Origin of the sequence: Citrobacter amalonaticus Y19 (assembly GCF_000981805.1) — a bacterium.
Taxonomy (GTDB): domain Bacteria; phylum Pseudomonadota; class Gammaproteobacteria; order Enterobacterales; family Enterobacteriaceae; genus Citrobacter_A; species Citrobacter_A amalonaticus_C.
On sequence record NZ_CP011133.1, the window covers coordinates 234,851 to 261,822 of the forward strand.

The following is a 26,972-nucleotide window of genomic DNA, read 5'->3' on the forward strand; positions in this document are numbered from 1 at the left end:
TCTATTACCCTTGGCTGAATATGTCAATAAATATAAATTAATACCCTACTCTGACGTTGTTTGTGCTCAACATCTGACATCAGGTTAGGGTATAGTCTTAACTGACACCACCTCCCAGGGCCTGATATAAAGCAACACTATCGACTAGGCGTTGTGCCTGGACCGCAACCATATTGATCCGGATTGACTGTGCCTGTTGCTGCGCGATGAGCAGTTGCAGGTAGCTGGTCGCGCCCAGCCGGTATTGCCGCTCGACCGACTGCAAGGAGGCCTGTGCAGCCATATCAGCGGCAGCGAGGGCAGTCAAAGTTTGTGCATCGCTTTCTACCGCGCGCAGGGTGTCGGCGACGTTACGCAAAGACTCCAATACGACGCTCTGGTAATTGGCTACGGCGGCATCAAAAGCGGCGAGCGCCGCTCTTTTTTCAGCGGGTAGCCCTGGATTAAAAAGAGGCTGGGTGAGCTGCGCAACCAGGCCCCACACTGCCGAGCCACCACCGAACAGGGCACCGGTGGTCAGCGCCTGAGAACCAAGGTTGGCGCTCAGGTTGATCTGTGGGTAGAGCTTGGCGACAGCCACACCATAGTCTGCATTGGCCGCATGCAACAGCGCCTCTGACGCCTGGATATCCGGTCGGCGGCGCACCAGTTCTGAGGGCACGACGAGCGGCATCTCGACGGGTAGAGTGAAATCGACCAGAGTGAAGGCCGGGATGCCACCCGTGCCTGGGGCACGACCGGCTAGCACCGCCAGTAGATGTTCGGTTTGTTGCAGTTGTTTACGCAGCGCAGGCAGTTCTGCCCGCGTTTGCTCCGCCTGAGCTTGTAGGCTCAACGCTTCATCAGGTGAGGCCTGACCGATACGCACGCGTTCATGGGCTAGGCGCAGTTGCTCATCCTGCACGCGCAAAATGGCAGTAGTGGTTTCTAGTTGCGCGGCGAGGCGTGCTCGGGTAATGGCAGCGGTTGCCATGTTGCCGGCAAGGGCCAGGCGCGCAGCATTCAGTTCGAAGCGACGGTAGTCGGCGCGAGCAGCCAAGGCTTCGAGTGCGCGCCGGTTGCCGCCAGCCAGATCGAGGTTGTAATGCACGCCAACGCTGGCGTTGTAGAGGCTGAATTGACGTGCGTCTCCGCTCAACCCTTGGCTACTGGGACTCATTTGCTGGCGCTGAGATCCCAGTGCGACATCTACCTGTGGATATTGCGTCGAGCCCGCCTGTGCGGCAAGAAGCTCCTGCGCCTGTCGCAAATTGGCGCTGATGCTCGCCAGCGTCGGGCTGACATGGAAAGCTTCGTTTATCAGTCCGTCGAGTGCGGATGAACCCAAGCTTTGCCACCATTGCGTTTCGATCGGAAGCCCTTCGACTAGACGTTGTGTTTCGCCGAACTGCGTGGGAGCGGACACGGTTCTATCAGCTACCGGTGTTGCAGTGTAGCGAGCCACATCGGGTGCGGTGGGACGCTGAAAATCAGGGCCGGCGGCGCAGCCGGCCAGACCGGCGGTGACCAGACCAGCTACCAGGTAAGTTGCCGCAAGCCGTCTTTCGAGGCTGATGGGGCGCTGGCATGTTTTAGCGTGCTCCATAAAAATGCTCCACGAAAGGTTTACGGAAAGCTTGGTGGCAGCCCAAGCAGCTTTCCTGCACGTGGGCGAATGATTGGATCACCGCCTTGCCGTCGCTGCTCGCAGCAGCCAGCTTCATGGCCAGCGCCGCCTCGTGAGTCTGCGCGTCAAAGTTTCTGAACTTGGTCGCATCAGCGCCGAGGTAAGCAAGGATGCGCATTTTTTCAGTAAGCGGTGGCTCGGGGTGTGCAGCAACTTTTGGGGCGAGCTGAACGACCTGAACCCATTCCTCCTGCGAAATCGCACCGGTAATAGCCTGCATGTTGCGCCCGAGTTCCTGCATGATCTTGCGTAGCGCCAGTGGCTCAACCTGGGTAGCGTCACCAGCCCAAGCTGGCAACTGAAAACCCCATAAAAGCAGGCAGGCCGTAACGGTCAGGGTGATAGTTCCAAATGCGTGGCTGTGTTTGCGGTGGGTCATGAAATTCTCCTGTAATTCAATCGTTCTCTCATTCGAACTCCCGCCCTTCGCCAGCTTCCTCATGGGTCACGCCGTCGCGGATGTGGTAGATGCGCTTGAATGTGGGGATGATCTTTTCGTCATGGGTGACGACGATGATGGCGGTCTCGAACTTCCGGGCCATGTCGTTGAGGATGCGGATTACAGCCATGGCGCGCTCGGAATCCAGCGGCGCAGTGGGTTCATCGGCCAGGATCACCGGCGGACGATTGACCAGTCCGCGCGCGATGGCGACCCGTTGCTGCTCGCCACCGGAGAGTTGCGAGGGCATTGCGCGAGCTCGGTGTTGCACATCAACCGCTGTGAGCAATTCCAGTGCCTTCGCGCGCGACTCTCCATTCGCGACGCCTGCAAGCATCGGCAGCAGCGCCACGTTGTCGGTGACATCGAGAAACGGAATCAGGTACGGCGCCTGGAAAACGAAACCGATCTTGTCACGCCGTAAGGCGCGCAGGTCGCGGACTTTCCAGCCATCGGCGTAGATCACTTCATCGCCCAGCGTCATGCGACCGGCGGTCGGTTCGATCACCGCACCCAGACACTTGAGCAGCGTGCTCTTGCCGGACCCGGAAGGGCCGATCAGTCCCACCACTTCACCAGGCGCAACATGCATATTCACGTCTCTCAAGGCAAAGACAGCGGTGTCACCATCGCCATACCGCTTGCTTAAACTTTCGATGTGTATCCCTTTGCCACTCATCTCAACCTCCAATGGCTTCGGCCGGATCGACCTTGAGTGCCATGCGAATGGCGACGAGGCTAGCTAGAACGCAGATCACGAGCACGGCAAAAAAACCGGCGACAGAATCCATTGGCGTGAGCAGGACATATTTTGGAAAAGCCGGTGCTGAAAAGGTGGCTGTGATCTTGCCGACCACGAAGCCAATCACGCCCAGGGCGAGCGCCTGCTGCATGATCATCGCGGCGATGGTTCGGTTGCGTGTGCCGATGAGCTTCAACACCGCGATCTCACGGATTTTGTCCATCGTCAGCGAATAGATGATGAAGGCAACGATGGCCGCGCTAACGATGGCCAGAATCACAAGGAACATGCCGATCTGCTTGGCCGAGGTGGCGATCAGCTTGCCGACGAGGATGTCTTCCATCTGTGCCCGGGTGTAGACCGTCAAACGCTTCCAGCGCTGGATGGATTCGGCAACCTCGTCCGGCGCATGACCAGGTTTCAGAGTGACCAGCACGGCATTGACGAACGCGTTGCTGCTCTGTGAAGCAATCACGGCATCCAGCAAACCTGGATCACCGGGTCGATTGAAGACCGGGTTGGCTTCGGTGCGACGCCGGCTTTGCCAGATGGCATCGTTGTCCTTGAGGAACTGGGCCTCCTGGGCATCTTTGAGCGGAATGAATACCATCGGGTCGCCGCTGGACGACACCATGCGCCGTGTCAGCCCCACGACGGTGTAATGATTGCGGCGAATGGCAAGACGATCTCCCAGTTTGAAGCCGGTGGCGATGTCGGCCACAGCCTCGTAGTGACCGCGCGTGATCTGGCGTCCAGCGACGAGATAAGGAGGCCATCCGGGTGTAGCCCCCAACGCACCGGGCGCGATGCCGACCACCATGGTGCGTACATCACTCTCGCCCTTGCGTACCTGCATGGTCAGGTAGGTCGCGTTCGCTGCCTGTGAGACTCCCGGCATGGCGAGAATGGCGCGATACACGTCATCGTTGAGGCTGGACGACTCCGCATAAGGACCCAGAGTATCCTTTTGCACCACCCAAAGGTCAGCGCCACTGTTGTCGAGCAACGCCTTGCCGTCGTCCACCATGCCTCGGTACACCCCAGCCATGACTAGGGTGACGCCGATCAGCAGACCCAGACCGATGCCGGTGAAGACGAATTTCCCCCAGGCATGGAGAATGTCGCGGCCGGCCAGGCTGATCATCGTGAAACTCCCGGGATATGCTCGACCACATGGATGCGGCTGCGCGCCGTCAGTGCCTTTTCGCTATAGGTCACAACCTGGTCCCCATTCTTGAGCCCTTCGCGCACCTGCACGTAACCATTGAGGTCGGAAGTGCCGAGCTTGACCGGGGAGAAATGCAGATCACCATCCACGATTTGCCAGACACCAACTTTATCGCCTTCACGCTGGACGGCAGCGTTGGGGATCAGTGGAGCGGCCGGGAGCGCCGGCAAGTCAACCGTGACTTCGGCCAGTTCACCCACTGGTGGCAAAGGTTCTGGTTTGTTATCGAATGTCACCTTGGCAAGCGTTTCCTCGGTTACCGCGTCGGCCTTGGGTTCCACCCGCAGCACGCGACCTTTCAAGGTCTGGCCACCACGCGAACGCAGGACGATATGAGCCGGCAGCCCCCCAGCCAGCCCCGATGCGCTGATCTGGTCGAAGCGCACATTGATCCACAAACTCTTGGGGTCGATCACTTCCACCACGGCCTGGCCCGCGACGATGGTCGTGCCGGGATCGGCATCGCGCACGGCGACTACACCGTCGACCGGCGCGATCAGGCGCAGATTGCTCCGCTGCGCGACGAGTGCTTCGCGGTCGGAGCGTGCCCGGGCAATATCTTCCCGAGCGGCGGATAGGGCGGCATCGGCGATCTGCAGTTCCTGCCGCTTGGTGGTGACGATTTCCTCGCTGGTCGAGCGCACCGCAAACAATTGCTCATAGCGGCGCGCCTGGGTTTGCGCGTAGGCTTGCCGGGCTTCTGCCTCGCGCAAAGCCGCTTCCGCCCGCTTGAATACAGACTCCTGTGAGCGCACCCGATCATCAAGGTCGACCGGCTCCATCTCGCCGAGCACCTGTCCGGCCTTGACCTGGTCGCCTACATGCACCTCCAGGCGTTTGACGCGCCCGGCAAACGTCGGCCCGATCTTGTAGGTGTAGCGCGCCTCCACCGTGCCGATGCCGAACAGCGCCGGTGTGATAGCCCGTGATTCCACGCTTGCCACCGTCACAGCGACCGGGGCGAGCGGCCCTGATCGCAGACCGACATAAATAAAAAGCACCAGCAAAGGAATGATGACGGCAAGCAGTGCCAGGGTGCGGCCTTGCAAGGGTAACTTTTTCATTGCGCACTCCTTATGCCACGCCGATAAATTGCAAAGACGCGCGGCGCATCGCGGTGCATACGTCCCACATCACCCGCCAACAGCGATTGCATGACCAAGCCCTGGATCGTGCCAATGAACAGCGTTGCCGCCGCCTCGTTGTCAAGCGAGGGAGACAACTCGCCGCTGGCCTTGCCTTTCTCGATGAGACGATGCAAACGTTCGCCGTAGCGCTGAATCAAGGTTTGCACCATGCGCTTGGCCGGTGTCGATTCGGCACGCTGAAGCTCACCAAACATCATTCTTGGCACGCCTGGGTGCTCAGCTACGAATTCGATATGACTCATGAACATCGCCTCCATGGCTGCCAAGGGCGACTCGATTCCTTGTGCGGATCGATCGATTCTGGCTAATAGGCGCTCTGCTACCCACTCCATGACCGCCTGCCAAATGGCTTCCTTGTTCGGGAAGTGCCGAAACAGCGCACCCTGGGTCAAGTTCATGTGTTTAGCGATAGCCGCAGTGGTTATCTCGCTTGGGTTTTGTGAACCGGCAAGCGCCACGACGGACTCGACAGTTACGGCACGACGTTCATCGGCCGGCAGATGCTTTGGATGGGTGTCCACGAGCACTCCTTGTAAGATAGTAATTAATTACTATCTTACCACAAGAGGCAACTCAAACAAGAGAAAACCCGACGTACTCGTCAATATCTAGAGTCTGCAATGGGCTTAACGTGCTTTATTTTCCGTTTTCTGAGACGTCCCCTAGCTGGCTTATCAGGCAGATTCCGGACCGCTTTTTTGACGTTTTATCCGGAACCGAATGCGCGGAAATTGATGGTATTGCGCATGACGGTTTACTGCATGATACTGAACACAAGACAGCATACCCTGTTGCAGGAAGAGGTTTCCGAAAGGTGGATAACTGATCGGATGCTATCAGTCCATCACATCATCATGGCACCGACAGTTCCCGGACCCCATCCCCGACAGCATCAGAACCAATATCCTCCCGCTATGCGGTGTATTTAACGAGAGAGTCATAAATGGAGCAACTGAACGGCACGCCGCCTTGCCTTATGAAGGCGTGGAAGAAGCATGAACACGAACTTCTTTGCTGGTTACTCAGACAAGTGGGTAATGAGGCTGATGCTGATGATCTGATACAGGAAACCTTTCTCCGGGCAATACGACAACATGGGAAATTCTGTGCCATCGTGAATGCCAGAGCCTGGCTGTTTGAGGTTGCCCGGCATCTGCTTATTGATAAAAGCCGCCAGCAGCGTCCATTTATGCCTCTCCACGATGATTTATCATTGCCGGATAATACGCCTGAAACTGTCGACTCACTGGCTGGTTGTCTGCTCCGCATCCTGGATAAAATGGCAGAGTCTGATCGGATTATCCTTACGCTCTGTGATCTTGAGGGGATGAAACAGGCTGATTTTGCAGACCGAAATGGTCTGACACTTGCGGCAACCAAATCGCGTTTATCCCGGGCGAGGGATAGGCTGCATAGGAAACTTTCCAGCAATTGCCAGATCAGACTGGATGAGTATGGTCGGGTATGTTGTTTCACTCCCAAGTGAAGAATCTGTTTCCCCTTCTGGGGTTACCGATAAGCTATTGCAGTGAAATCCTGTTCAATAACATTTCTCAGCAAATGAAATAAATCGAAAAAAACTGCATCCTTTTCTGTCAAACAGCGTCTTCCCGAAAAACAACCGTCGTGAGGCCTGTCCGTTATGTTCCAGATTTTCACTGATTTTGCCACCTGGCTGGTCTATGAATGCCTTAGTCTGAGTCCTGCAACCAAACTCGGGGAGGCGATCCACTTTTTTGTCGAAGACGTGAGCAAAATTTTCGTTCTCTTGCTGGTCATGATCTACTTTGTGGCCATACTACGGGCCTCGCTGGATATTGAGAGGGTAAGAAACTATCTTGCAGGTAAGCACCGTGGAATGGGGTATTTACTGGGCTCCTGCTTTGGCGCCGTTACTCCGTTCTGTTCCTGCTCAAGTATCCCGGTATTTCTGGGGTTTACTTCGGCTGGTATCCCCCTCGGGATTACCATGGCCTTTCTCATCACATCCCCCCTTATCAATGAAGTCGCCGTCCTGCTTCTGGTCAGCCTGCTCGGATGGAAGTTCACGCTCATTTATATTGCTGTCGGAATGGCTGTTGGTATGGCTGGCGGTGCTTTTCTTGATCGGATTAAGGCCGAACGCTGGTTAGCCGATTTTGCCGCCGATGCCCTCAGAGACGGGCAGCAACATCAAACTGATGAGATCCGACAATCTACCATGGCACCGCATATGCCTCCCTCAAAGCGACATGCCTTTGCTAAAGAGGAAACTCTCACCATTTTTAAGCGTGTCTGGCTCTGGGTCATTCTCGGAGTAGGACTTGGTGCGGCATTGCATGGATTTGTGCCCGACGGATGGATCGCGTCGCATCTCGGTGCCGGTCAGTGGTGGACTGTCCCTGTAGCTGTGCTGGTTGGCATACCTCTCTATTCCAATGCTACCGGTGTGATCCCTGTGATGGAGAGTCTGATCACGAACGGCCTGCCAGTGGGGACAACTCTGGCTTTTTGCATGAGCACTGTGGCTGCCAGCTTTCCTGAGTTCATTCTGCTCAAACAGGTGATGAAGTGGCAATTACTGTGCACCCTGCTGTTGCTGTTGTTGACCTCTTTCACACTGGTTGGCTGGATTTTTAACGTTGTATTCCCGTTAATTCCCTGAAGAGGATTATAAAATGAAGCATGTAAAAGTACTGGGTACAGGCTGTTCCGGTTGTAAAACAACCATCCGCCTTATCCAGCAGGTGGCTGATGAGAGAGGCGTCGCTATTCAGCTTGAAAAAGTGGAGTCACTGTCTGAAATAATGAAACACAAAGTGATGGCGACCCCGGCGGTTGTCGTTGATAACATCGTTGTACATACTGGAGGAATACCATCAAGAGACATTATCGAAAGCTGGCTCTGACCTGCAGGCAGGGAAATAATTCCTGTTCGTTCATTGCCTGAAATATCAAGCTCTGATCTCTGTAGAGGACTCCCGGCAGCCCCTTTTTTAATGAAAAGTTCAGACCCAGAGATGAAGGTATACCTTCATCTCTGTCGCGGAGCTCCGCCACAGCAGGTAAAGTTTACACTCTGATATCTCACTTATCACAGTCAGTTCAGGTCCGTTTTTTGCTCTCTGACCGCTGGCCGTCTTACTGCAGTCCCTGTTCAGCCTTTAGTTATCATATTCCTGACGCTTATTCGTTTAAAGTCTGAAACTTCGCTTCAAGCTCAAGTATTCTGAGACACATCTGCTCAATAAGTTCTGGTGTGATGGTTTTTTTAAAACGAGCGATGAGTTCAGCATCCGTGTCATCCATATATTTTATGGGTTTATCAAATGCAACCTGGCTAAGCCGGGCAAGCGCAAGAACTTCATCAATCATAAGGATTTTCTTCATAATGTCGCCTTTTCTTCCCGACTCAGGGTTTTAATGCCAGTCTGGAATTAAGTTTTCCCGGAGTTTCCTCCGGGTTCCGACTTATCTGAGCATTAACAGCGGGACTCTGGTCTGTTCGAGCATCGCAGTTGTGTTACTGCCGATGAAAAAACGTCGCAGGGAAGAGTGCCCATATGCCCCCATGACAATCAAATCCACGCCGTTTTCTGCGGCGTAACGACAAAGCGCCTCCGTTACCGAGCGTCCTTCAGCTAACCGGGATATCGCACTGATGCCAGCGCACTGCAGACTACGCTTTGCCTCTTCGAGGGTATGAGCATCGCCGTTAACCATTACGATATGACATTCCAGGCTCTGCAGCAGAGGGCTGAGCGTCAGTCGACGCAGGTTTCTCCGGCTTTCCTCACTGCCATCAAACGCAAACATGACTCTTGAAGGTACAGAAAAAGTTTCAGGTACAATCATTACCGGCTTTTTCTGCAGGCGGATAATGCTCTCCAGATTGCTGCCAACCGGGTTCTGTGCTCCCCGGCGACCGAGCACTATCATACGAATACCCTTCAGGTCAGCCAGGATGATATCCAGTGCGCCATGTTTCTGAAGTTGCTGAACATCCGGGATACCGATCTGGCTGAGCAGTTCCGCGCATCCGGCAAGAATGGCGCGTCCCTGAGTCATCAGCAGGCGGTTACGCTCCCCTTCTATTCGGACAAGGTCCTGCGTCAGTTGCTCCCGGCTGTCAATACCGATAGCCCCCGTAAGGTCAGAAACTGCCGGTTGTTCATTTTTTTCAAGCACATGCAGCAGGGCAAGAGGAACGTCAAGCTTCCCGGCAATCCAGGCTGCATACTCACACACGGCGCGTGTTGATGACGATCCATCCACGCAGGCAATAACGGTGTTGTCCATAGCATTAATTCCTGACATTAATGACCTCCCATCAGTTTTTCGATTTCTTCGGGTTTATCGTGAACACCAAAGCGATCAACGATAGTACGGGTTGCTTCGTTCATCCCGCGGATCTCAACGTCTGTTCCTTCTCTGCGGAATTTAATAACCACCTTATCCAGTGCGCTGACCGACGTGATATCCCAGAAATGGGCATGCGTAACATCAATGACAACTTTCTCTGCAGCTTCGCGAAAATCAAAATACGCCATAAAGCGGTCGGCGGAGGCAAAGAACACCTGCCCGGTGACCTTATAGAGCCGGGACTCTTCCCTGAGTTCTGAAGAGACAGCCAGAAAACGCGCCACTTTAGTGGCAAAATTCAGGGAAGCGATAAGCACACCGGTCAGTACCCCGAATGCCAGATTATGAGTGGCCACCACCACCACCACTGTTGCCAGCATCACCACGCTGGTAGAAATGGGATGGCTTTTAAGGTCGGTAACTGAACGCCATGAAAAGGTACCAATCGAAACCATGATCATTACGGCGACAAGCGCGGCCATAGGGATTTGCGAGACCAGGTCCCTGAGAAAGACTACCATACACAGCAGGACCACACCGGCAGTGAGGGTGGACAGACGGCCCCGACCGCCGGATTTCACGTTGATAACAGACTGACCAATCATTGCACAGCCCGCCATTCCCCCGACAAATGAGGTGCAGATATTAGCGATGCCCTGAGCCTTGCATTCCCTGTTTTTATCACTGGGGGTATCCGTCATATCGTCCACAATCGTGGCTGTCATCATTGATTCCAGTAACCCTACAATGGCGAGGCCTGCGGAGTAAGGGAGAATAATCAGGAGCGTATCAAGATTCAGCGGGATATCCGGCACCAGGAAGACCGGCAGACTGTCAGGCAGTTTGCCCATATCCCCGACCGTACGCACGTCCAGATGCAGCCATATGGCAATCGCCGTAAGCACCACGATACAGACAAGGGGTGAGGGGATTGTTTTATTCAGATACGGGAAGAGGTAGATAATGGCGAGCCCTACTGCCGTCATAGCATAAACATGCCAGGTCACATTGGTGAGCTCAGGTAACTGCGCCATGAAAATCAGGATCGCGAGTGCATTAACGAATCCGGTCACCACGGAGCGTGAGACGTAGCGCATGAGCCCGCCGAGTTTAAGATAACCGGCTATCAGCTGGAATACGCCGGTCAGTACGGAGGCAGCCAGTAAGTACTGTAGTCCATGATCCTTCACCAGGGTCACCATCAGGAGCGCCATTGCCCCCGTTGATGAAGATATCATCGCCGGGCGACCACCAAAGAAGGCCATAATCAGCGGGATACAGAAAGCGGAGTAAAGCCCCACCTGAGGGTCAACACCGGCAATAATGGAAAAGGCGATCGCTTCTGGAATGAGTGCGAGCGCGACAACAATACCAGCCAGCACGTCACCACGGACGTTACCCAGCCAGTCCTTACGCGTCGAGGACAGCAACATAGTAATTTCTCAGTTTTTAGATGTAGTTAGCCCCGGAGGACATAAGTTTCAAATACGATAAAACACATCCGCAGACGGGATGTTATTACGTGCGTTCTGAGGCTCGCTCAGTACGGCGGAGGAAGGGAAAACTCAGGGTGGCGTAATGCGCATGATCAGCAGATAAATCCTTGAAAGCAGGTACTCAGCCCTCAGTGAACAGAATAAGTCAGCGTAATGTACTTTAGTGCTGACCACGTGCTCTGTATGATACAGAATCTATCTACTATAAACGAAAATACAGCACGATCAATGCTCACACTCTATATGGGACGTTCGTACCTGGACATGATTATCTGTGTTCAATGTCCCCGCATGACCGTCTTAACATCCAGAATATTACGTTTCCAAAAAAACCAGAAATGATTAAAAAATGAGCTTAACGTACAATAATTTTCGATATCCAAACTGACCCCTAGATGGCTCACTTGTCAGTTGCGGTTGTCCACCAGGTTCAAACCGGATCATCGCGCCAGCAGGCCAGTGGCTGGGACAGGGAAAATCGCCTGAACAGATTGCGGCTGAAAAACGAGTTGCTGCGGCAGCGGAAGCAGCAGCAGCCAGGAAAGTACAGGAGGACAAAGACCGGGCCATACGTGCGATGCCGGTGTTTGCCAAATCCAGCCAGTGCGGCCCGGGCAATACAGAAGCCCTGACGTGCGAGGCATCTCACCGTGATTTTGGGGCAATGGCGTATTACATGGCCACGCCCGAAGCCAGAATCAATGATGCACCGGCCACCGACCAGACAGTTACTCAACACGCTCAGACGGCTAAAAAGAAAAAGCCAGCTTCAGCTGATGATAAAGGTTCCTGGTTCTCGCGCATGTTCGGCGGAAGAAAGGAATCTGCTACTGATAGTGCTCCGGCAGCTGCGGCAGCAGCAATGACGATTACACGCACCCCATTACAGCTGGCACTTGCCGAAGGAAGCGGGCTTGCGTTGTTACGGTTGCTGGGCGGTGCAGCCAGTACGGCAGGAACATGGCTGGTGGAAACCTCTCCGATAGGCGCTGGTGTTGTCGGGGCGTTGTGGTCAACGAAGCTGAATTCGGGTGAACAGGACTTCATCGACTCGATGCGGTTACGTCAGCTTGCGGAATCCCGGGGGGAGGCCGACACGCGCGTCCGTTTTATGTGGCGCGATAATGGTGGCCGTCTTGAGCCTGTTGGTTTTAATGTTGCTCAGGGGAGCGGGCTGGATAAAGTGCCGGTTCGAATGCTCCAGAAAAACTGGCGCACCGGCGCATATGAATTTGTGGAAGATGGCGAAAAACGACCGACCCTGGTCTGGACACCGGATAACCCCGGATTCACGCTCCCTACGAATACCGGCAATACCGATACTCCCTATTTGCCGAGCTCGGTTCTTGTCCATCCGCAGGATGAGATCCCCCGTCTTGGGTCGACGGTCAGTCCTGGCCCTGAAGAGAAAACGTTCCGCGACTACATCCTGGTTCACCCGGAAGGCGCATTTGAACCAATCTACATCTATCTCAGTAAGCCACCGGTACAATTTCTCGATGTAGAGCTCTATAGTGACTTTGAACGTCGCTCGCGTCAGAAACTTTATGAAGCTGATCATATGCCATCAGCAGCAGCGGTTAAGCTTGCGTTGTCGCGTGAATATCCGTTGTTAAGCCCACGAGAGCTGGACAGATTAAGCAAAGACGTTGCGGCCCTGATTGTGCCTATAGCTATCCACCATAACGTCAGCGAGACGTTTGGCGGGAGGAATACGCCCGAGCAGATAGAACGTGACTCACGTGATCTACGAGCCGCACTGGACAGAAACTTTGATGCAGTGAAACCTGAACTGAAAAAAGAAGGTGCAACTGAAGCGCAGCTGGAAGCAGCCAGGGCAAGAATGCACAAACTCAACACTGAAGTGGGACTTTACAAATGACGGTAAAATTAGAGGCGCTGATCCGCAGCTTTGGGAAGTCATATGACGAGCTGGTCTCCCTGGGGCTCATAACCTATAAAACTCCTCCGACTGCTTCTTCCGGGGAACCAGATCTAAATCTGGAGATGGCCAAAGAGGGGTTATTCCTGACCTTCAAACGTCAGGGCCGGATATTCCAGGTTATCACCCTGGCGATCCAGAATGGCAAGGCCAAAAACTGGGTTTTCCCGAGTGAGCTTCCGTTCGGTCTGTTACCGCAGATGGATGTCGACTGGGTACATTCTCACTTCAGCGATCCAATCTATACCCAGCAGCCGAAAGTGATTATGCGCCGGGCATTTGGGCGCTGCGAAGTCTACAAACTCGACGTTGCCGGTTCTGAGGTTGCGATTCAGTTCGACTTCGATATTGCTGAGCACGTAGATAGCGTTACATTCCGACCGCTTTCGCTCGTGAATGCCCTGCTGTCAGGGACGAAGTAACTTATGACAAAGGGCGCTGAATAGCGCCCTCTTTACTCTGCCTAAGCTGGTGGAGCACTACCCCTTAGTATTGCGAGAGCTGGCTCTCTAATGCCAGTTGCTTAATTAGCTGTTGCTCGCATTGCGGTTTTCCCCATGAATCCTGCCAGTTACAGATGTTCAGGTACTTTGCCTCCAGCCTTTCCATCCCATCGAGGTTAGAGATGGCATAGTCTGGCCAGATATCGTGAAACACAACGTCGTAAATTACTCCGGCTGGTGGGCAATATTCCATCGCATCGGCATGAACAATCTCTACACGGGGGTCGTGGGCGAACGTACCACCCACCAGGTTGATGACATCCTGCGATTTTTCTATGACGGTAACATGGGTAATGTCGTCTTTCTGAAGGATGACATGGAGAACCATGCCAAGCCCAAGGCCATTAATGAGAACCCGTCCAGTCGCCTGATCAATGAATGATTCACAGGTACGTATCTCCATTGGGGTGTTAGACATGACCACCTCCCCGCAATGAGATAACCGGCGATAAAAACCAGGTGGAATGTACTCGTCTGGATTATCTGTATGTTGAGCACGTAATGCGAGCGTCAGGGCTTTGTCTTTCGTTATTTCGAAAGTGTCCAGAGTCCAGTTACCAGATTTGCCGTCTTTAACGGGTAAATCAGAAAAGCAGCTTTTCATACACATGCCATAGAAATAGAGAAAATGAATTATCGAATTTTACCATACCATTGAGCCAAAATCGTCGGCTCCAGGCGTTGCTTTAATGGCTACCGTGATTAGGAGGTGCAGTTAACGCTAGCCGTGAGCCAGATTACGCAGATAAGACCCCAACTGCGCCCGCTGATAGCCGATGCCACCGGTCGTGTGTTCGATAATGATGTCGGCATTAAGCAAGCCAATTTTAATACGTCGCTCAATCGCAGCTCGCATCACCAGCTGATATGTTTTCCCTCCGGTCAGAAGTATAGATCGTACTCCTGATGGCCATTCATTTGAGTCGAAAGCAGCTAGTTCGGCGATCATTTTCCCGGCTCGCTCAGCTGTCATGCGTTGCTCATACGGTTCGATAATATGTCCACCATCGATGAAACCGTGTCTTGCTGACAAGATGACAACCGCTGGCCATGTTGTCGGCACGTTAGCGCGAAAAGTCGAATACATAACCCCTTGATAGAGGTTTATTGCCGGGGCTGCTGTCCTGCCTTTTGTTGCCGAGCAGGACATGATAATTAAGTTAGTCATTGTTGCGTTCAGAGCTGGATGGCGGAGAGGAATGATTCCCGCGTGTGGCTGCTGGTGGCTGGGAAAAGAGCCTTCTGTAGATTCTGTTCATCGTATCCATCAGCTGCAAACTGAGCGATCTTCTTTTCGAGTCGCTGTTTAGCTTCGAACAACTTTGCATCCTTGTTGTTTTTCATAAAGCGCAGCATGTAATCAGAGATAATCCGCAGCGGCACTGTAATGTCAGCGTTGACAGCAATGCAGGGCTCATTTCCCTGCAACGCTTCAGTGTGCTCCGCTTCCAGACGGTATTCATCGTCCCCATTCTTTGTGCTCATAAAGTATTGCCCCATGATTAAGATAAGGAACCGTTTCGAGTCTGCTTAATTGTCAGGAGCGAAACACCTGATTTTCGCATCAGACGGAATGAGTCCCCGAGAGTACTGACTGGATTTCCTTCAATACCTTTCGCCGTAACTTCCCGGGCAAGATATTTCATTACCAAAGAAACTTCGTAAGCCAGCGTGGAAATAGCATTGTCAAAATCTTTGGCCTCTGAACCTGCAAGGTATGCATCAGCCACTGAATTACCCATTAGCAACGAATAGGCAATTAGCTTGCCGGTGTTAACTGGATTAAAGTCACAATCACTTGTTATTAGTTGGGAGATCGCGGCCTCCGTACTTTTTTCAAGTCGTTGAGCTGGGCAGTCAGGAGCACTGGCTGCACGACCCATGAGGTAAAACAGAAACGTTTCATCCCTGTACGGGAGTTCCCACATGCCCTCAAGAAAATCATCAAAAGCTTCCTGGATTACTGCTGGTGGCAGCATTGATAATTCTGGGTACAATGCCTGAAAGTCTGCGTGGAGAGATAGATCCTCTTCCCCGCTACATTCAGAAATGCCAACAATAGCATCCAAACCAAGCTCACCTGCTCGGGCCCACAGCGCAGCGGTATTATCCTGATCACTTACGAAAGAAAACGTAGCAGCGGTATCTTTTTTCCATTCCACTTCGATAGACTTAATGTCGTTAAATAATGATTCAGATATTGGAGCAAAACCAGATACAAAATTGGTATTCCAAAGATGACTGTAGGCGTAGATATTGTCATGGCTCTTATGCAGCCATTCAGCGCGTTCAGGGAGACCGTTCAGTGTAAAAGGTTTTTTCAGCACCATCTGCTGGCCACGGTAAGAAAAATCGCCCTCACCGTCGATTTGATGGCCAAGAAGCAGGCGGGCTGCATCAATATTACACTCGTCTCTACTCTGATATTTCCGGGGGATATAGGCGTTGAAATAACGGTGATAGATAGACAAGCTTTGACCGTGGTCGTCGCTGTAGCGCTCATAGGGTTCTGGGAATACTGACCAGTCCTCGATTGCCTCTAAGGCCGTTACCGTTGCCTGCGGTACGAGTTCTGAAGCTAATGACAGGTTATGGTTGTTTTGCTTCACAAGCTGTACAAGTTTCTCGAAGACGAATACTTTTTCACCCTGAACCTGGTAGCTCACTCCTGGTACGCCGTCGATAGCACGTAATTTTTCGCGAAGTGAATCGTCGCCCATGTAATTGTGAAACTCGTCTATAACAATCATTCTTTCGGGTGGGACTTCGTTGGCCATACGGTATTCCTTACGAGTTATCAAAACCTACAACAAATCGGACGGATATGACAAAAGCTTGAATGTTTTTACATCCTATCATGACCCGACAATCCACGAATTTTTATTACCCACGAAACGAGCCCAATTCGTCAGGTGAGTAGCCCGGGATACAATAAGCACAACCGCTACACCAGAAAGGAAAAAATTTATGTACAGCATTACTAATGCCAGATTACAGCGCTTAGGCATCGAGCTTCATGTGCCAGCCTGGACGGTAATGGTTGACAGAAAACGTTCTACCTGGGAGAACACATCCAGGGAAATTCTGGTTTTACTCAATAAAAAAGGCGACCAACTGCTGGCCGTTGAAGAAACATCGTTGAATGCCTGGGACAAGATGGCCGAGGTTATGGCTGAATATGCTGAAACTGAGGAAGGTGTGGCAGAATGGAAGCGGTACAAGTCAGATGGCTGTCCTATGGTTGGTCTCTTTGGTATACCTCTGTAGCAGTCTTGTAAAATCAGAATAGTATCTTTCCAGACCTGTCAAATGGAAGCATTAACAAATTAGTTAACAAAACGGACAATATAACAAAAAGTGGCTGGTAAGCACATTGACCACCTGATAGGCAGGTAGCAGCATAAAAGGGGAACCGAGTAATGAAAGGCTGTATCATCCGAAAAAGATGTTTTCAGAGATGCACTATATGATGGAATAACAAGTTTTTGCAGATACTACCGGCGTAGAGGATGTCCCGAATACCTATAGCTGGAGTATCGATATTCACGGCTTAATACGAATAAACCGAATGGGATATAAATATGGCAATTATTTTGGGTGTTTTATTTGTGATAACATTAACACTTAGCATCTATCAGTTGCGGAAGATAAGAAGACTATCATCCCGGATTAACACATTGGAATCCGTTATCCTGGGCGAGCGAACGGGAAAGACAATTCCTTATGAATCGTTGCACCTTCTCAATATTTTGAGATTACAGGCACGACAATGGACTAGTTCGGAGGAAAATCCCGCTTTATTAACTGTCCGGCCAGTTTGTATTGAACTGCTGGATGATTATATGTCTAAGCTTTTAGCTTCTATTCCAGAATTGAATTTGATGATAGAACCTCGCCCTCCATATGCATCGCTATACACTATCAATTCTGTAATGTTCTACATCGATAGTGAGAAACATGAAAAGTTGCCTATTCGCTTTCATTGCGCCAATCAAGACCTGGCAGAGCGCATCGCAAACTTGTTGCTATCGAAGGGCATTGAAGCTCGCGCAGCGATTGAAATGTCACACGTAGATTAGCCAGATATAAATAGATGGGCATTCTGTCCGGGTTGTTTATGCTGCCCTGTTTACAATGCACTGAATAAAACGGACAACAATAACAAAAGCGGTTATCAACAATCCCTCAATCAGAACCGTGGAAACAGCGACCGTCGTAAAATCCGTTGTTAGCTTTATTGCTGCTACTATCACCAGTCCACCAAAAAGAATGCAGCGGGTAGCGATAATTTCGCGGTGAAACCAACTAAAGAAAGCACCCGCGATAATGACCAGGGAACAGTAAATCGAAAAAAGTAGCGTCATCATATTCGGTTATCCTGTCATACGGGAGTCGCAGGGACTCCCGGGCAATTAACGTTACTAACTTGTGCTACCAATGTCGTACATTACAGAGTATCTTACAACTGATTCACAATGATGTGAACGGCCATATATTAAGGAGATTTACATGGCAAATTCAAAACCAAAATCAACGGAAATATCCGTTACGCAATACGTAAACAAATCTGTATTGGCTCAGCGTTTGAATCAAATTCGTGATGCTGTCAAAGAGCTAATGTCATTCCAGCACTCGGAGTCTTCTGACTTCCAAAACTGGGTGGCCGAAGCGATAAAGGCATTACGAGCAGAGTTTGAGCGTTTACGTCCACAGATTGAAGAGTACTTACGTATAGCCAAATAAAAACTCGTTTTTTGAGGGGGCCACAAGGCTCCCTTTTTTTGGCCGTCGCGCAGCTGATAGTCATTGAATCAACCTCGCGTTGGCGCATTCCCACGGTTCCCACCTGATGGATTACCGGTTTTGCTTGGCCAGTTCCCGCCGTTGAGGGTTTGTTCTGGGAACATGATCCGTCGACGGAAAACTTGAATATCGCCCTGGTTTACTTCCGTAATCATCTTCAAGAGCTCAGTTACTGCGGTCTCCTGCGGCAGTTGCTGGTTTGCTACAAGCTCCAGTAGCTTATTGAAATACGATTGCATATCGCTGTAATCAGCAACCGATAAGGTGTTTTTGGTGTTAGCGGCGTGTTCATCTACAAATTTCTGGAGATCCATTTACCAGCTCCTGAATGATTTATTGTCATTGGCGAATCCTTTCATCATGACAGGGTTCATCAGAACAATCAAAACGATATTTTCACCATTGAAACAAGGTATTAAGTGCCCTCGGCAAGTTTACTCCTCTCTAACCGACGCTGATAACGTTCCCAACGCATAACTAGGTTCGCCGGGTCTATGGGGCGGCGGAGTCCGTTAATCGGATTACCATCGTACTGCTGCAAATCGTGATCTTCGGCCAGCGCGTCGGGGTCTACGTGGACAGTCAAAGTCTCTGGGCAAATAGCGAGGACGTTGTCGTCAAACAGCCGGTGCAGATCAATGCGAAGCAGCAAGCCATTACTCCAGTGATCCAGCCCACCAGCACTATGCTCCACCAGGTGCGCGGCCTCTGTCCTGCGGCGCAAGCTTGCTCCTGTAATCACGCAGCGGTCGTTACAGTTTCGTCGGACGGCAGCAGCAAAATCAGCCTGATCCGGCCTGGTCACCACACTGGTTGTAGAGCCTTCACGCTTAGGGTGCGCCAGGAGCGCGACAAGCGGTTCCTGCGTGGAGATGCGGGATTGTTCAGCTTCGAAGGCGATCTTGGCTGGCTGAAGCGCTGGCTGCGAATCTCGCGCTATCTCGGACGTAACACCGGTGGTTTCAGCTTCTTTAGGTCTTCCAGTCAGGCTCGCTGCGGCCAACGCACGATCACGTGCTTCCTGCTTCTCTTCCTTCGTCCATTTTCGGCTTTTAGGGTTGGTTACTGCGGGAGCCGGGGTATTACCGGGTTCGCTGACCGGCTCAGGCGCAGCTATCTTATTGCCCTGCCCGTTTTCCGACATAAACCGGCGAGCCAGCACATCAGCACGTAGTTCGGTATCGCGATGCTCATAAAGGTAGGTGCGAAATTCCGTCACACGTCCGCCCACCAGCTTAATGGCCTCACTCATTCCGGCCTTGTTGATGGAAGCGCTACTGGTTTTAAGGTTGGGCAAACCGTACTGGCGTGGGTTTTCTTTCTGAGTGCTTTCAGCGCCGGTCAGGCGGCTCTCTTTGATTTTTCCATTATGACGGGTCGGTGAATCGCCATTCGTATGTTCGGGAGATCGCCAGGCGTCTGCGGGAGGCGTATACGTTGTACCGTTCTTCTTGGCCATGTAGGCGAGCACTTCCCGCATATCAACACGGGTCTTTTTGCGCTCGGCAATACCTTCATCAATCTGACGTTCCAGATCCGCTCGCTTCTCTTTGTGCAGGCGGCGCGATTCCAGTACGGTTTCGTTATCATTCAGGCGTTCTACTATCTCACCGGCGTTTAAATTCTGGTTTGCCAGTTCGCGCACCATGCTCAGCACTAAATCGCCCATCGGATGCCGGGTCGTGATACCCAGGCGCTCAAACGCCCGGTTGGTGATCTCGTTTCTGCGGGTTTGATTGGCCAGTTCCGAGATCTTCTTCAGGCGCTCGATTTCGGCAAGCTGCGCCCGCTTCATCAATTCGCTGCCGGTCAGCATGGAAACAATCTGAACCAGACTCTCACCCTTCAGTAAGTGCTCGGTGATGAATGTAGAAAGAGCTGCCCGCCCACCGTGATTTTTAGGGATACCCAGCGTGGCCAGAATGTCTCTCTTCAGACTCTTACGCTCGTTTGCGGCCCTTTTTTCCGCTTCATGTTTGGCCTGCATGTCCCGGCTATGCTGCTTACGTTCGGCCCGGGTTTTCTTCACCTTCACTTTCGTCGTCACTAGTCTTTACCTGGCAGGGCATCATCATCATTGATACCGGTCGCGGAGGCCTGCGGTCGTTACCTATCCCCCGCCGCTGGCCGCACATTTGATGGCGAGAGTATACCTGCTCTGTCGGCAGCGCGTCTTTTCTTGTCTTCATATATGCAAAATTAGTCCAACATACAAATGCGATCAGGGTCAACACCACCGCGTCAACCCTGCCAAGCGCCCTTGACCTTTATACCCGCTGAAACCCTCGCGCCCCCGGCCCCTCTTTTTTTTCTCTTTTTTTCTCTCTTTTTCTCGTATTTTCTCGCGTGGCTCATCCAGCGACGGGAGTCCTTATGTGGGGTTTGCGAGAACCGGACGGAAAGACCGGCACGGCCCGGTTGCCGCAGGCGGGGGAAATGGCCAGGCCGGGCACGGCGGTTTCTTTTTAAAATGGTGGGCCCGGGCAGAATGGTTACCCCGGGCACGGGCCCGATCCAGAAAACGACGCGGGGGTTTCAGGTACGGCTCCCCTTCCTGCCCCAAGCGAAGCGCAGGGGCAGAGTGAAACCTTATTTGTATGTTGGACTAATAATGAGTGAGGTACGTGGATTCTGCCCGGGTTTTACCGGCGATTACCCCGGAATCCATCACCGGCATTCTTCCCTTTATCGTAATCCCGGCGATGGCCACCGGCACAAAATGTTAGATGGCACAAAATGCAGGGTGTTCCGGCCCGGCGAAAATGCGGCCGCAAACCAGCGCGAAGGTATTGGTCGGAAAAAGGTGAGGACAATGCTGGTGGCCGCACGGAATTCAGGCGGGCACTAGACGTTTCTCACCCACGACTCCGGGTTACCGGTTCGGCTCCGGGTAGCCTGGCCCGGGTGAAGCCCGGGGCAGGCGCACCCTGTTTTTGTATGTTGGACTATTTTGACGGGTACTGGAGCTAACCTCTCTGCCACACGATATGGCATCCAGTTTCCGCTCTCGCGGTTCATGATGAGACGGTCGATTCTGTCAGGGGGGAGTCAGGGAAATGTGAAGAAGCGAAATGGCCACGCTGAAAGATCATGTAGCCAGTTCAGATAAGCAAATTGAGTTATCGGCCCCGCTCATACCTCACCAGCTCTTCGGGTTTAGACAACCACGCTGTAATCTGGTGGTCATGCATTGACGGATCGTAATCGAAGTCTGGCGGATAAAACATATCGCCAACAAACCACTCTTCCTGCTTTAATTCATCCTCGCCTATACCACAACTTCTATCAAGCCAGTCCCATCGGCCTTTTTTGTTAAAAATCACTTTCCCATTCGGCATAAAAGCTCCTTACTCAGTCAGATGGTTACGGTCTCGATATTTCGATGCCAGGCTAACATCGTTCACCAGTTTTACCTCGGCTGGACGTTCGGCTTCAGTCCAGGAATCAGGCTGATAGTACACCCGCAGCGATTATCATCAAACTACTTCGCCTCTCAATCCCGCGCTCTCAAATTTCTGTTCTGCATCTTGCCAGAGTACAATATGAGGACACTATCACCGGAATATTACCAAACGCCCCGGCGATTAACGTTACCTGCCTAAGCTAAGGAAGATGGTTCTATGAAGTCATTTCTGATCAAGATGTCAAATGCGCGTAACGAGCACGTCCATGAAGTTGCTACCGTGGATGAAGCTATTCGTATCGCGTCCGAAAGGGCGAATGAAGGTTTCTGGCTTCCACCCAGCCGGGTCAGCGAAATGCGCAAGGAACATGAAGGCCGGTATACAGTCGGTGATGATGGCTGGTTCCGTCCCATCGAGCTGGCGGTTCCCGTCGAAATTGAAGAAGTGAAATCGGCCTACGGGAACGGTGGTTACGACATGATTTCCGTAGGAAAATGGATGCAGACTCAATCAGGCTGGCAACCGTCACCCTCAGCCTGAGCCCCCTGTTGTTCCTGTAGGGCCACTGCGCCCTGCTTCTCTTCTTACGTTTTACGCTCGCGTTTCTCTTTTTCGTTCTTCAGCTTCCCATAAGCCTTATCAAACCACTCAGGTTCTTTTCCCATCCCGGAATACGACACTCCTTCAGGCAAGCTCTCCCAGAACTCCGTTATCGCCTCAGCAAATTCACCAAACTGTTTCTCAGAAACTTCAAGTTCTTCGTGGCGGGCAGCTCTCTCTTGCGGATGACCTTCGAATTGCCACACCGAATAGTACTCCGGGTGTGAAATAACCAGTTTCTGATGAGCATCACCATCACCGTGTTTGTAAACGTTGACCACCTGATGACATGCGCTGATTAACGGGAAACACGACATATTTCGGGCTTCAATACCCAGCCATTCCAGCAAATCCATAAGCCTCGGAAAACTGAGGTTCCAGATCAAATCTGGCATCACCGACCTGTCGAGCCACCGCCAACTTCTGGCCTCCCGGATAAGCAGCTCTCTTAGAGCCTTGTCAAACTGGTGGTACATCCCTGCTGTCAGGGATAGTGTGACCGTGACCTTCATATCTCGCAGAGAAACCCAATGGCAAGCCTCAATCTGTTCAATATTTTCGTACACATCACTTTCGTCGTGATAATCAGGATTAAACCAGTCACCGGCTGATTCCAGAAATAACTGACCTTTCATCGTTGCTTCACTGCTCATCTCCACATCACTGAACTGCGACAGTAAACGCTTCTGAGCTTGTTCCGAGTAAAATTGATGAGGGTTAAGAAACCAAGGGCGATCAACCGCAGCAAAGAAAAAGATGTTCAATTTCGGGTCGATAATTATTTTTTCGGCATCAACAGATGGCGCAGGTACACTCGGGCTTGATGTTTTTTTTCTACCCATTTTTACAATCCTGTTTAAGCACAGACGAAAAAAAACCGCCCAACTGGACGGTAAATATCAAAATATCCTTCAGAACTCTGATGCGGGTCAGGCGCTAACCCGGACAGTCGCTACTTACTCGTAAAACCCCGCATGGGGGAAAATATATTTTGATACGCCGACAACGTACCCCGCGATGGGGGAAGGTATGTCATGTCAGTCTAACAAACCCAAAGTTCGTTGCAACTGCCAACCACCCCATCCAGCGGGAAATCCAGCAACTATGATCGGGATGAAAACCACCTACCCTACACGAAGGCCAACCTCAAAAATCATCGTTCTCTGCACTCGCAGTTTCAGCAACCAGTTCACTTCGCTCACGGTATGCTTTCGTTAATACTGCATAACTTTCTGAATTAACATGTTCATCAACCCCCGAACAAATCAGCCGGTTCGTCGGAGCTTCAAAATCGTGGCGTTCAAATCTTTCGACAACGCGGCAATCTTCCGACCATCTCTTGCCGATCAACAAATCATTTGTGGTGATTGATGGAAACATTATCAATGCAAAAATGCCCCCAAGACTGCCTATAGGCACGAGCCACATACAAACGATCTTATTTTCGGAGCGAACAAATTTTAACCCGATGACAGCGCCTATCAGAGTCACGACAAATACCACCAGCAGAATTTTTAAGGGTATTATCAGATCTGCGGCATAAATTAGCATTAATCGAATCTCCTTGTACGACGTTGACGGAAGACATCAGCCTGGAAACGCCCTATCAGCGATCCATAATATTCAGCAAATGGATGAAATTATCCTTTTGTCTGATACAAGAAGGTTGCTGACTTATCAGTATTTGCACCATTTCCTGGTGAGCTTTTGATTTATTAACAACACGACGGCACTCAATTTCTTGTTTAATGAGCAGACGTTCATGCTCAATTGCTTCTTTGATTCCGAGTGTACAGGACAATCGATGCCAGAAATTTCTGTATGAAGTATTGATTAATGCAATTTTATACAACACAAGCGCCTGACCTACCTCTCCTTCAATTGGATTACCTGTAAACATAACAGATGCATCTTTAGATGAACTCACCATAAACCCTCACACCGTTACCCACGTTTAATAGCCACGGATTGACGTAAAAGAGCAAGAACGTCACTGACACTCATATCCCACGCGTCCGCCTGCCGTTTCAGTATAAATGCGCCAACCTCCATTCGCTGGGCATGGTTCAACATATGCGTCAGCATATCCCCTCCCTGAGAAAAATTTATCCCGCAGCCGGATGCACCATTGTTGATGAGCGTAAAACCTTTGTTTTTATCGGCTCCGTGGAAGTTTGCCCTCATCTCCTTTTCCAGCCCGAACAATACCGCGCAACATTGAGTTAATTCATAGCGATTCAGCTGGATGACGCGCTTAGAATCCCATTGGGGTTCTTTTGCGCCATCAGGAATCGGAGCAATAGAGATATTCACCGTGGGAAATGCGTCCTTACTAGGCGCAACCACATACTGAAAATCAAGAGCAGTACGTTTTGCGCCCGTTTGCCGATCTGCGTAAAGCTTCAGCTGCTTACCAAATGTCGAAGTCATAACAATCCTCCAGAACTAAATTTACCCTGGTCATTCCAGTCGACAAAAGATTGACGGGTTGTTTTCTACAGGCCTTCCCTCTCAATCCCACCGGGTATATTTTCTCCTTCCCTCTCGTTCCCACCGGCGATAAAAATAGTACAGATTAAAAAAGTATCTTTTTTGGATTAGGCGAACAGCCGTTATTATAAAGAGGATTGCTATTTTCTTTATTTTTCATGGTAATACAAGTCGTATTCAATAGAGGTCTGACGCGCCCCATCAGCTTTTCGGATGCAAATGCGACTATTTATCCTTTAGCAGCCACAAAACCACGGGTGGGTTTGAGAGGGAAACGTCAACTAAGTGTTTTTGACCGGTGGGAATGAGACAGCACATTCCCGGAACCGGGCAAAGAGACGTTTCGAACATCAGGAACCTGTTAGTTTGGGATTCCGATCCGTGATCTGGATGGTAGGTACGCTGGTGTCCAGCAGGTAGTAAAATTTCAGGTAACCGATGCTGGCAAGCACATCGAGAGCGGTTCGCATTTTCCGGTTCTGTTCGGCAATGCGCCCACTGAGTAGTAACCGCTGTCGAAGCCTGTCAAAGGTGATCGGGGCTGGATGTTGGGGTAGCGCTTCAAAAAACGTATAGAGTGCCTGAGCCGTTTCATTCCTGGTAAGTAGCTCCAGGGGTTTCTTCCGCAACAGCGTCAGATGATCCGAACGGTACAAATCCCAGAGCCGTTCGTCGGCTTCCAGGATGATGTAATCACTTTCACCATCAAATTCCGCCTCTTTCAGCAACCCAGCTACTTTGAACTTGGTTATCCCCGGGTTCTTCTCAAATCGAATGCTTTTTGAGCGAATCTTCGTCAACGAATCGGCTATCTCATTGCGCAGTTTCGTGCTGTAGCGTTTTGATGGGTAGCCGCAGAGTTTAGCAAATTCACTAAAGGGCATTTTAATCCGGTTACCTTTCAGCGCATCAGGCGATACGCTGAAGGAATGGACGATCGCTGTCCAGCACCGGAAGTCCTGGAAATAATTCAGCATCGGGCCGGTGATCTTTATGTCCGTGTACCCTTCCTGCTTTGCAATTTCCAGACTCGATAGAGCTTCCGTCACGTTTAACGTGACCGTTGCCTCTGTTCGGGAACTGGGAGTAAACACGCCCAGGCGGAGGAGTGATACAGGTTGTACTGATGAATTTTTTGTCACCGTCAGCTTTCCAGTCGACGGCTGATTGAAGTCGGGTATAGCGTCCTTGAAAAGAAGAACCTCGTTCGAGTTCATCGTGTGGATCCCCCAGTTTTATTGTTATTTTCCGGGTATCTTGGGATGCCCAGCTCGGGCGAATGTATCACGGTGATTTTTATTGATCATGAGAAATAGGGGGCATTTAGTCCCCATTTATCGGGTATTGGTTTTTATTTGTACTAAATCAATACGTTAATTCAGATGCGAATCGGATAAATGTCGTTGACATCAAATTTCTGATCTGATGCCAATGTGGACAACAATTGAATACCGATCACCTATTTAAGAAATTTGTTACGCATGATATTGTTTTTATTCGATGTTTTCTTCACACAGCAGATGTTGATAATTAAGCGCCTATCCCCTTTCAATCCCACCGTCATTCCCTTTGAACCCCACCAGCTACCAGGCTAACCCCACCGACTGCCCTTCAGAGCACACTTTTTTCCCTCTCAACCCCACCAGTACAGGTCTCCAGAGCTTACCAGCTGCGGGTTTGCGGGGGCGGGGATCTTTCTGGTTCTATTTGGTCTTAATCTGGATCGATCTGTTGATCTACCCGGTGGATATGTGGATTAGTTGAGTCACGTCCTTATGACTGGGTAGCTTAGTTTTGGCCACTACGAACTGCCTCAATACCGCTCTCAATAACATCCCAGTTGATACCGATATCACCATCATGGGTTCGGTCTATCAGAGCTAAAGTCGACTCAGCTTCGCTAGCTGAAACCTGCGGTATGTTCCGGTCTGATGCTAATTCCTGCACATCAGACTTGTACCAGAGGCGGACTAGCACCTTTTCGTCAGGGTTTATTTTTTGCAGCTTTGAGATAATTTCTTTTGCTGTTGCGTACATGTGTGAACCTCTTTTCGTTTTGTTTACATTATTAGTAAAGCACTGAGTCAGTTGCTGACGAAGGCAAAAAGATACTTTTCCACAGGACAGTTCCAATAAAGAGATCCCAAAGGTGCAACGGAGTACAAAAGAG

Annotated in this window: 32 protein-coding genes; 9 read left to right on the forward strand and 23 right to left on the reverse strand. The window is 51.2% G+C overall.

The window, feature by feature from the left end:
- Positions 1–97: 97 nt before the first annotated feature.
- From F384_RS27430 to F384_RS27455, 6 genes are read right to left on the reverse strand one after another with little or no spacing between them, the layout of a single operon-like run.
- On the reverse strand, positions 98–1,585 hold the full coding sequence (locus F384_RS27430; RefSeq protein ID WP_046499336.1) for an efflux transporter outer membrane subunit: 1,488 nt from the start codon (positions 1,583–1,585) through the stop codon (positions 98–100).
- Positions 1,572–2,045: a cytochrome c gene (locus F384_RS27435; protein ID WP_003056106.1), complete on the reverse strand. Its 474-nt coding sequence runs from the start codon at positions 2,043–2,045 to the stop codon at positions 1,572–1,574. The genes F384_RS27430 and F384_RS27435 overlap by 14 nt, the downstream gene beginning before the upstream one ends.
- Positions 2,046–2,073: 28 nt before the next feature.
- Complete coding sequence (locus F384_RS27440; protein WP_046499345.1) at positions 2,074–2,784, reverse strand: ABC transporter ATP-binding protein; 711 nt, start codon at positions 2,782–2,784, stop codon at positions 2,074–2,076.
- Position 2,785: 1 nt separating this feature from the next.
- Complete coding sequence (locus tag F384_RS27445) at positions 2,786–3,991, reverse strand: ABC transporter permease (RefSeq protein ID WP_004393995.1); 1,206 nt, start codon at positions 3,989–3,991, stop codon at positions 2,786–2,788.
- Positions 3,988–5,139 (reverse strand): efflux RND transporter periplasmic adaptor subunit, encoded by a 1,152-nt coding sequence (locus tag F384_RS27450; RefSeq protein ID WP_016236501.1) that lies wholly within the window; start codon positions 5,137–5,139, stop codon positions 3,988–3,990. The genes F384_RS27445 and F384_RS27450 overlap by 4 nt, the downstream gene beginning before the upstream one ends.
- Positions 5,136–5,744: a TetR/AcrR family transcriptional regulator gene (locus F384_RS27455; RefSeq protein WP_004393990.1), complete on the reverse strand. Its 609-nt coding sequence runs from the start codon at positions 5,742–5,744 to the stop codon at positions 5,136–5,138. The genes F384_RS27450 and F384_RS27455 overlap by 4 nt, the downstream gene beginning before the upstream one ends.
- A gap of 422 nt (positions 5,745–6,166) precedes the next feature.
- On the opposite strand from F384_RS27455, the gene F384_RS27460 reads away from it, so the two are divergent.
- The 3 genes from F384_RS27460 (at position 6,167) to F384_RS27470 (ending at position 8,111) form a co-directional block, all read left to right on the forward strand.
- Positions 6,167–6,709: a sigma-70 family RNA polymerase sigma factor gene (locus F384_RS27460; protein WP_046499350.1), complete on the forward strand. Its 543-nt coding sequence runs from the start codon at positions 6,167–6,169 to the stop codon at positions 6,707–6,709.
- A 156-nt stretch (positions 6,710–6,865) separates the two neighbouring features.
- Positions 6,866–7,867 carry a permease gene (locus tag F384_RS27465; protein WP_046499355.1) on the forward strand — a complete coding sequence of 334 codons (1,002 nt, stop codon included), beginning with the start codon at positions 6,866–6,868 and terminating at the stop codon, positions 7,865–7,867.
- A gap of 13 nt (positions 7,868–7,880) precedes the next feature.
- Complete coding sequence (locus tag F384_RS27470; RefSeq protein ID WP_021314637.1) at positions 7,881–8,111, forward strand: thioredoxin family protein; 231 nt, start codon at positions 7,881–7,883, stop codon at positions 8,109–8,111.
- A gap of 277 nt (positions 8,112–8,388) precedes the next feature.
- On the opposite strand, the gene F384_RS27475 is transcribed toward F384_RS27470, so the two are convergent.
- The 3 genes from F384_RS27475 to F384_RS27485 form a co-directional block, all read right to left on the reverse strand.
- On the reverse strand, positions 8,389–8,592 hold the full coding sequence (locus tag F384_RS27475; protein WP_021314636.1) for a hypothetical protein: 204 nt from the start codon (positions 8,590–8,592) through the stop codon (positions 8,389–8,391).
- Positions 8,593–8,673: 81 nt separating this feature from the next.
- Positions 8,674–9,501 (reverse strand): universal stress protein, encoded by an 828-nt coding sequence (locus F384_RS27480; protein WP_046499365.1) that lies wholly within the window; start codon positions 9,499–9,501, stop codon positions 8,674–8,676.
- A 17-nt stretch (positions 9,502–9,518) separates the two neighbouring features.
- Positions 9,519–10,997, reverse strand: a complete 1,479-nt coding sequence (locus F384_RS27485) for a SulP family inorganic anion transporter (RefSeq protein WP_046499366.1) — start codon at positions 10,995–10,997, stop codon at positions 9,519–9,521.
- Positions 10,998–11,736: 739 nt separating this feature from the next.
- On the opposite strand from F384_RS27485, the gene F384_RS27490 reads away from it, so the two are divergent.
- Both F384_RS27490 and F384_RS27495 read left to right on the forward strand, forming a co-directional pair.
- Positions 11,737–12,942 carry an S-type pyocin domain-containing protein gene (locus F384_RS27490; RefSeq protein ID WP_226991683.1) on the forward strand — a complete coding sequence of 402 codons (1,206 nt, stop codon included), beginning with the start codon at positions 11,737–11,739 and terminating at the stop codon, positions 12,940–12,942.
- Positions 12,939–13,424, forward strand: coding sequence for a DUF6392 family protein (locus F384_RS27495; protein WP_046499368.1), 486 nt, complete (start codon positions 12,939–12,941; stop codon positions 13,422–13,424). Before F384_RS27490 ends, F384_RS27495 begins: the two co-directional genes overlap by 4 nt.
- A gap of 64 nt (positions 13,425–13,488) precedes the next feature.
- On the opposite strand, the gene F384_RS27500 is transcribed toward F384_RS27495, so the two are convergent.
- From F384_RS27500 to F384_RS27515, 4 genes are all read right to left on the reverse strand, one after another.
- A complete protein-coding gene (locus tag F384_RS27500; protein WP_046499370.1) occupies positions 13,489–14,109 on the reverse strand; it encodes a hypothetical protein in 621 nt (206 codons plus the stop codon).
- A gap of 117 nt (positions 14,110–14,226) precedes the next feature.
- The gene (locus F384_RS27505) at positions 14,227–14,673 is read right to left on the reverse strand and encodes a DUF6884 domain-containing protein (protein ID WP_052747021.1); all 447 of its coding nucleotides are present in this window, start codon (positions 14,671–14,673) and stop codon (positions 14,227–14,229) included.
- A gap of 8 nt (positions 14,674–14,681) precedes the next feature.
- Positions 14,682–14,990, reverse strand: coding sequence for a hypothetical protein (locus F384_RS30710; RefSeq protein WP_319424434.1), 309 nt, complete (start codon positions 14,988–14,990; stop codon positions 14,682–14,684).
- A gap of 17 nt (positions 14,991–15,007) precedes the next feature.
- Positions 15,008–16,282 carry a hypothetical protein gene (locus F384_RS27515; protein ID WP_046499371.1) on the reverse strand — a complete coding sequence of 425 codons (1,275 nt, stop codon included), beginning with the start codon at positions 16,280–16,282 and terminating at the stop codon, positions 15,008–15,010.
- Positions 16,283–16,472: 190 nt separating this feature from the next.
- Here F384_RS27515 and F384_RS27520 point away from each other — a divergent pair, with 190 nt between their 5' ends.
- Both F384_RS27520 and F384_RS27525 read left to right on the forward strand, forming a co-directional pair.
- Positions 16,473–16,772, forward strand: a complete 300-nt coding sequence (locus F384_RS27520) for a hypothetical protein (RefSeq protein WP_046499372.1) — start codon at positions 16,473–16,475, stop codon at positions 16,770–16,772.
- A 314-nt stretch (positions 16,773–17,086) separates the two neighbouring features.
- Positions 17,087–17,584, forward strand: coding sequence for a hypothetical protein (locus F384_RS27525; protein WP_046499373.1), 498 nt, complete (start codon positions 17,087–17,089; stop codon positions 17,582–17,584).
- A gap of 36 nt (positions 17,585–17,620) precedes the next feature.
- Here F384_RS27525 and F384_RS27530 read toward each other — a convergent pair whose 3' ends face one another.
- Entirely contained in the window at positions 17,621–17,872 is a 252-nt protein-coding gene (locus tag F384_RS27530; protein WP_046499374.1) for a hypothetical protein, read from the reverse strand.
- A 142-nt stretch (positions 17,873–18,014) separates the two neighbouring features.
- On the opposite strand from F384_RS27530, the gene F384_RS27535 reads away from it, so the two are divergent.
- Complete coding sequence (locus F384_RS27535) at positions 18,015–18,248, forward strand: hypothetical protein (RefSeq protein WP_046499376.1); 234 nt, start codon at positions 18,015–18,017, stop codon at positions 18,246–18,248.
- A gap of 68 nt (positions 18,249–18,316) precedes the next feature.
- On the opposite strand, the gene F384_RS27540 is transcribed toward F384_RS27535, so the two are convergent.
- The 3 genes from F384_RS27540 to F384_RS27550 form a co-directional block, all read right to left on the reverse strand.
- Positions 18,317–18,622: a hypothetical protein gene (locus tag F384_RS27540; RefSeq protein WP_046499377.1), complete on the reverse strand. Its 306-nt coding sequence runs from the start codon at positions 18,620–18,622 to the stop codon at positions 18,317–18,319.
- A gap of 101 nt (positions 18,623–18,723) precedes the next feature.
- Positions 18,724–20,355 carry an HNH endonuclease signature motif containing protein gene (locus F384_RS27545; RefSeq protein ID WP_046499378.1) on the reverse strand — a complete coding sequence of 544 codons (1,632 nt, stop codon included), beginning with the start codon at positions 20,353–20,355 and terminating at the stop codon, positions 18,724–18,726.
- Positions 20,356–21,427: 1,072 nt separating this feature from the next.
- On the reverse strand, positions 21,428–21,646 hold the full coding sequence (locus F384_RS27550; protein WP_046499380.1) for a hypothetical protein: 219 nt from the start codon (positions 21,644–21,646) through the stop codon (positions 21,428–21,430).
- 282 nt (positions 21,647–21,928) lie between these two features.
- Between F384_RS27550 and F384_RS27555 the strand changes: the two genes are divergently transcribed.
- Positions 21,929–22,252, forward strand: coding sequence for a hypothetical protein (locus F384_RS27555; RefSeq protein ID WP_046499381.1), 324 nt, complete (start codon positions 21,929–21,931; stop codon positions 22,250–22,252).
- 44 nt (positions 22,253–22,296) lie between these two features.
- Here F384_RS27555 and F384_RS27560 read toward each other — a convergent pair whose 3' ends face one another.
- The 6 genes from F384_RS27560 to F384_RS27585 form a co-directional block, all read right to left on the reverse strand.
- On the reverse strand, positions 22,297–23,154 hold the full coding sequence (locus tag F384_RS27560) for a hypothetical protein (protein ID WP_226991684.1): 858 nt from the start codon (positions 23,152–23,154) through the stop codon (positions 22,297–22,299).
- A 304-nt stretch (positions 23,155–23,458) separates the two neighbouring features.
- Positions 23,459–23,863: a hypothetical protein gene (locus F384_RS27565; protein ID WP_046499382.1), complete on the reverse strand. Its 405-nt coding sequence runs from the start codon at positions 23,861–23,863 to the stop codon at positions 23,459–23,461.
- A gap of 55 nt (positions 23,864–23,918) precedes the next feature.
- Positions 23,919–24,242 (reverse strand): hypothetical protein, encoded by a 324-nt coding sequence (locus tag F384_RS27570; RefSeq protein ID WP_155404067.1) that lies wholly within the window; start codon positions 24,240–24,242, stop codon positions 23,919–23,921.
- Positions 24,243–24,256: 14 nt separating this feature from the next.
- Entirely contained in the window at positions 24,257–24,742 is a 486-nt protein-coding gene (locus tag F384_RS27575; protein ID WP_046499385.1) for a hypothetical protein, read from the reverse strand.
- A 410-nt stretch (positions 24,743–25,152) separates the two neighbouring features.
- Positions 25,153–26,019, reverse strand: coding sequence for a RepB family plasmid replication initiator protein (locus tag F384_RS27580; RefSeq protein WP_046499386.1), 867 nt, complete (start codon positions 26,017–26,019; stop codon positions 25,153–25,155).
- A 571-nt stretch (positions 26,020–26,590) separates the two neighbouring features.
- Complete coding sequence (locus F384_RS27585; protein WP_046499387.1) at positions 26,591–26,839, reverse strand: hypothetical protein; 249 nt, start codon at positions 26,837–26,839, stop codon at positions 26,591–26,593.
- Between the last annotated feature and the right edge of the window lie 133 nt (positions 26,840–26,972).

Coding starts and splice junctions, on each gene's coding strand:
- F384_RS27430 (WP_046499336.1), bottom strand. CDS start 1,585: ATGGAGCACGCTAAAACATGCCAGCGCCCCATCAGCCTCGAAAGACGG.
- F384_RS27435 (WP_003056106.1), bottom strand. CDS start 2,045: ATGACCCACCGCAAACACAGCCACGCATTTGGAACTATCACCCTGACC.
- F384_RS27440 (WP_046499345.1), bottom strand. CDS start 2,784: ATGAGTGGCAAAGGGATACACATCGAAAGTTTAAGCAAGCGGTATGGC.
- F384_RS27445 (WP_004393995.1), bottom strand. CDS start 3,991: ATGATCAGCCTGGCCGGCCGCGACATTCTCCATGCCTGGGGGAAATTC.
- F384_RS27450 (WP_016236501.1), bottom strand. CDS start 5,139: ATGAAAAAGTTACCCTTGCAAGGCCGCACCCTGGCACTGCTTGCCGTC.
- F384_RS27460 (WP_046499350.1), top strand. CDS start 6,167: ATGGAGCAACTGAACGGCACGCCGCCTTGCCTTATGAAGGCGTGGAAG.
- F384_RS27465 (WP_046499355.1), top strand. CDS start 6,866: ATGTTCCAGATTTTCACTGATTTTGCCACCTGGCTGGTCTATGAATGC.
- F384_RS27470 (WP_021314637.1), top strand. CDS start 7,881: ATGAAGCATGTAAAAGTACTGGGTACAGGCTGTTCCGGTTGTAAAACA.
- F384_RS27475 (WP_021314636.1), bottom strand. CDS start 8,592: ATGAAGAAAATCCTTATGATTGATGAAGTTCTTGCGCTTGCCCGGCTT.
- F384_RS27480 (WP_046499365.1), bottom strand. CDS start 9,501: ATGGACAACACCGTTATTGCCTGCGTGGATGGATCGTCATCAACACGC.
- F384_RS27485 (WP_046499366.1), bottom strand. CDS start 10,997: ATGTTGCTGTCCTCGACGCGTAAGGACTGGCTGGGTAACGTCCGTGGT.
- F384_RS27490 (WP_226991683.1), top strand. CDS start 11,737: ATGGCCACGCCCGAAGCCAGAATCAATGATGCACCGGCCACCGACCAG.
- F384_RS27495 (WP_046499368.1), top strand. CDS start 12,939: ATGACGGTAAAATTAGAGGCGCTGATCCGCAGCTTTGGGAAGTCATAT.
- F384_RS27500 (WP_046499370.1), bottom strand. CDS start 14,109: ATGAAAAGCTGCTTTTCTGATTTACCCGTTAAAGACGGCAAATCTGGT.
- F384_RS27505 (WP_052747021.1), bottom strand. CDS start 14,673: ATGACTAACTTAATTATCATGTCCTGCTCGGCAACAAAAGGCAGGACA.
- F384_RS30710 (WP_319424434.1), bottom strand. CDS start 14,990: ATGAGCACAAAGAATGGGGACGATGAATACCGTCTGGAAGCGGAGCAC.
- F384_RS27515 (WP_046499371.1), bottom strand. CDS start 16,282: ATGGCCAACGAAGTCCCACCCGAAAGAATGATTGTTATAGACGAGTTT.
- F384_RS27520 (WP_046499372.1), top strand. CDS start 16,473: ATGTACAGCATTACTAATGCCAGATTACAGCGCTTAGGCATCGAGCTT.
- F384_RS27525 (WP_046499373.1), top strand. CDS start 17,087: ATGGCAATTATTTTGGGTGTTTTATTTGTGATAACATTAACACTTAGC.
- F384_RS27530 (WP_046499374.1), bottom strand. CDS start 17,872: ATGATGACGCTACTTTTTTCGATTTACTGTTCCCTGGTCATTATCGCG.
- F384_RS27535 (WP_046499376.1), top strand. CDS start 18,015: ATGGCAAATTCAAAACCAAAATCAACGGAAATATCCGTTACGCAATAC.
- F384_RS27540 (WP_046499377.1), bottom strand. CDS start 18,622: ATGGATCTCCAGAAATTTGTAGATGAACACGCCGCTAACACCAAAAAC.
- F384_RS27550 (WP_046499380.1), bottom strand. CDS start 21,646: ATGCCGAATGGGAAAGTGATTTTTAACAAAAAAGGCCGATGGGACTGG.
- F384_RS27555 (WP_046499381.1), top strand. CDS start 21,929: ATGAAGTCATTTCTGATCAAGATGTCAAATGCGCGTAACGAGCACGTC.
- F384_RS27560 (WP_226991684.1), bottom strand. CDS start 23,154: ATGGGTAGAAAAAAAACATCAAGCCCGAGTGTACCTGCGCCATCTGTT.
- F384_RS27565 (WP_046499382.1), bottom strand. CDS start 23,863: ATGCTAATTTATGCCGCAGATCTGATAATACCCTTAAAAATTCTGCTG.
- F384_RS27570 (WP_155404067.1), bottom strand. CDS start 24,242: ATGGTGAGTTCATCTAAAGATGCATCTGTTATGTTTACAGGTAATCCA.
- F384_RS27575 (WP_046499385.1), bottom strand. CDS start 24,742: ATGACTTCGACATTTGGTAAGCAGCTGAAGCTTTACGCAGATCGGCAA.
- F384_RS27580 (WP_046499386.1), bottom strand. CDS start 26,019: ATGAACTCGAACGAGGTTCTTCTTTTCAAGGACGCTATACCCGACTTC.
- F384_RS27585 (WP_046499387.1), bottom strand. CDS start 26,839: ATGTACGCAACAGCAAAAGAAATTATCTCAAAGCTGCAAAAAATAAAC.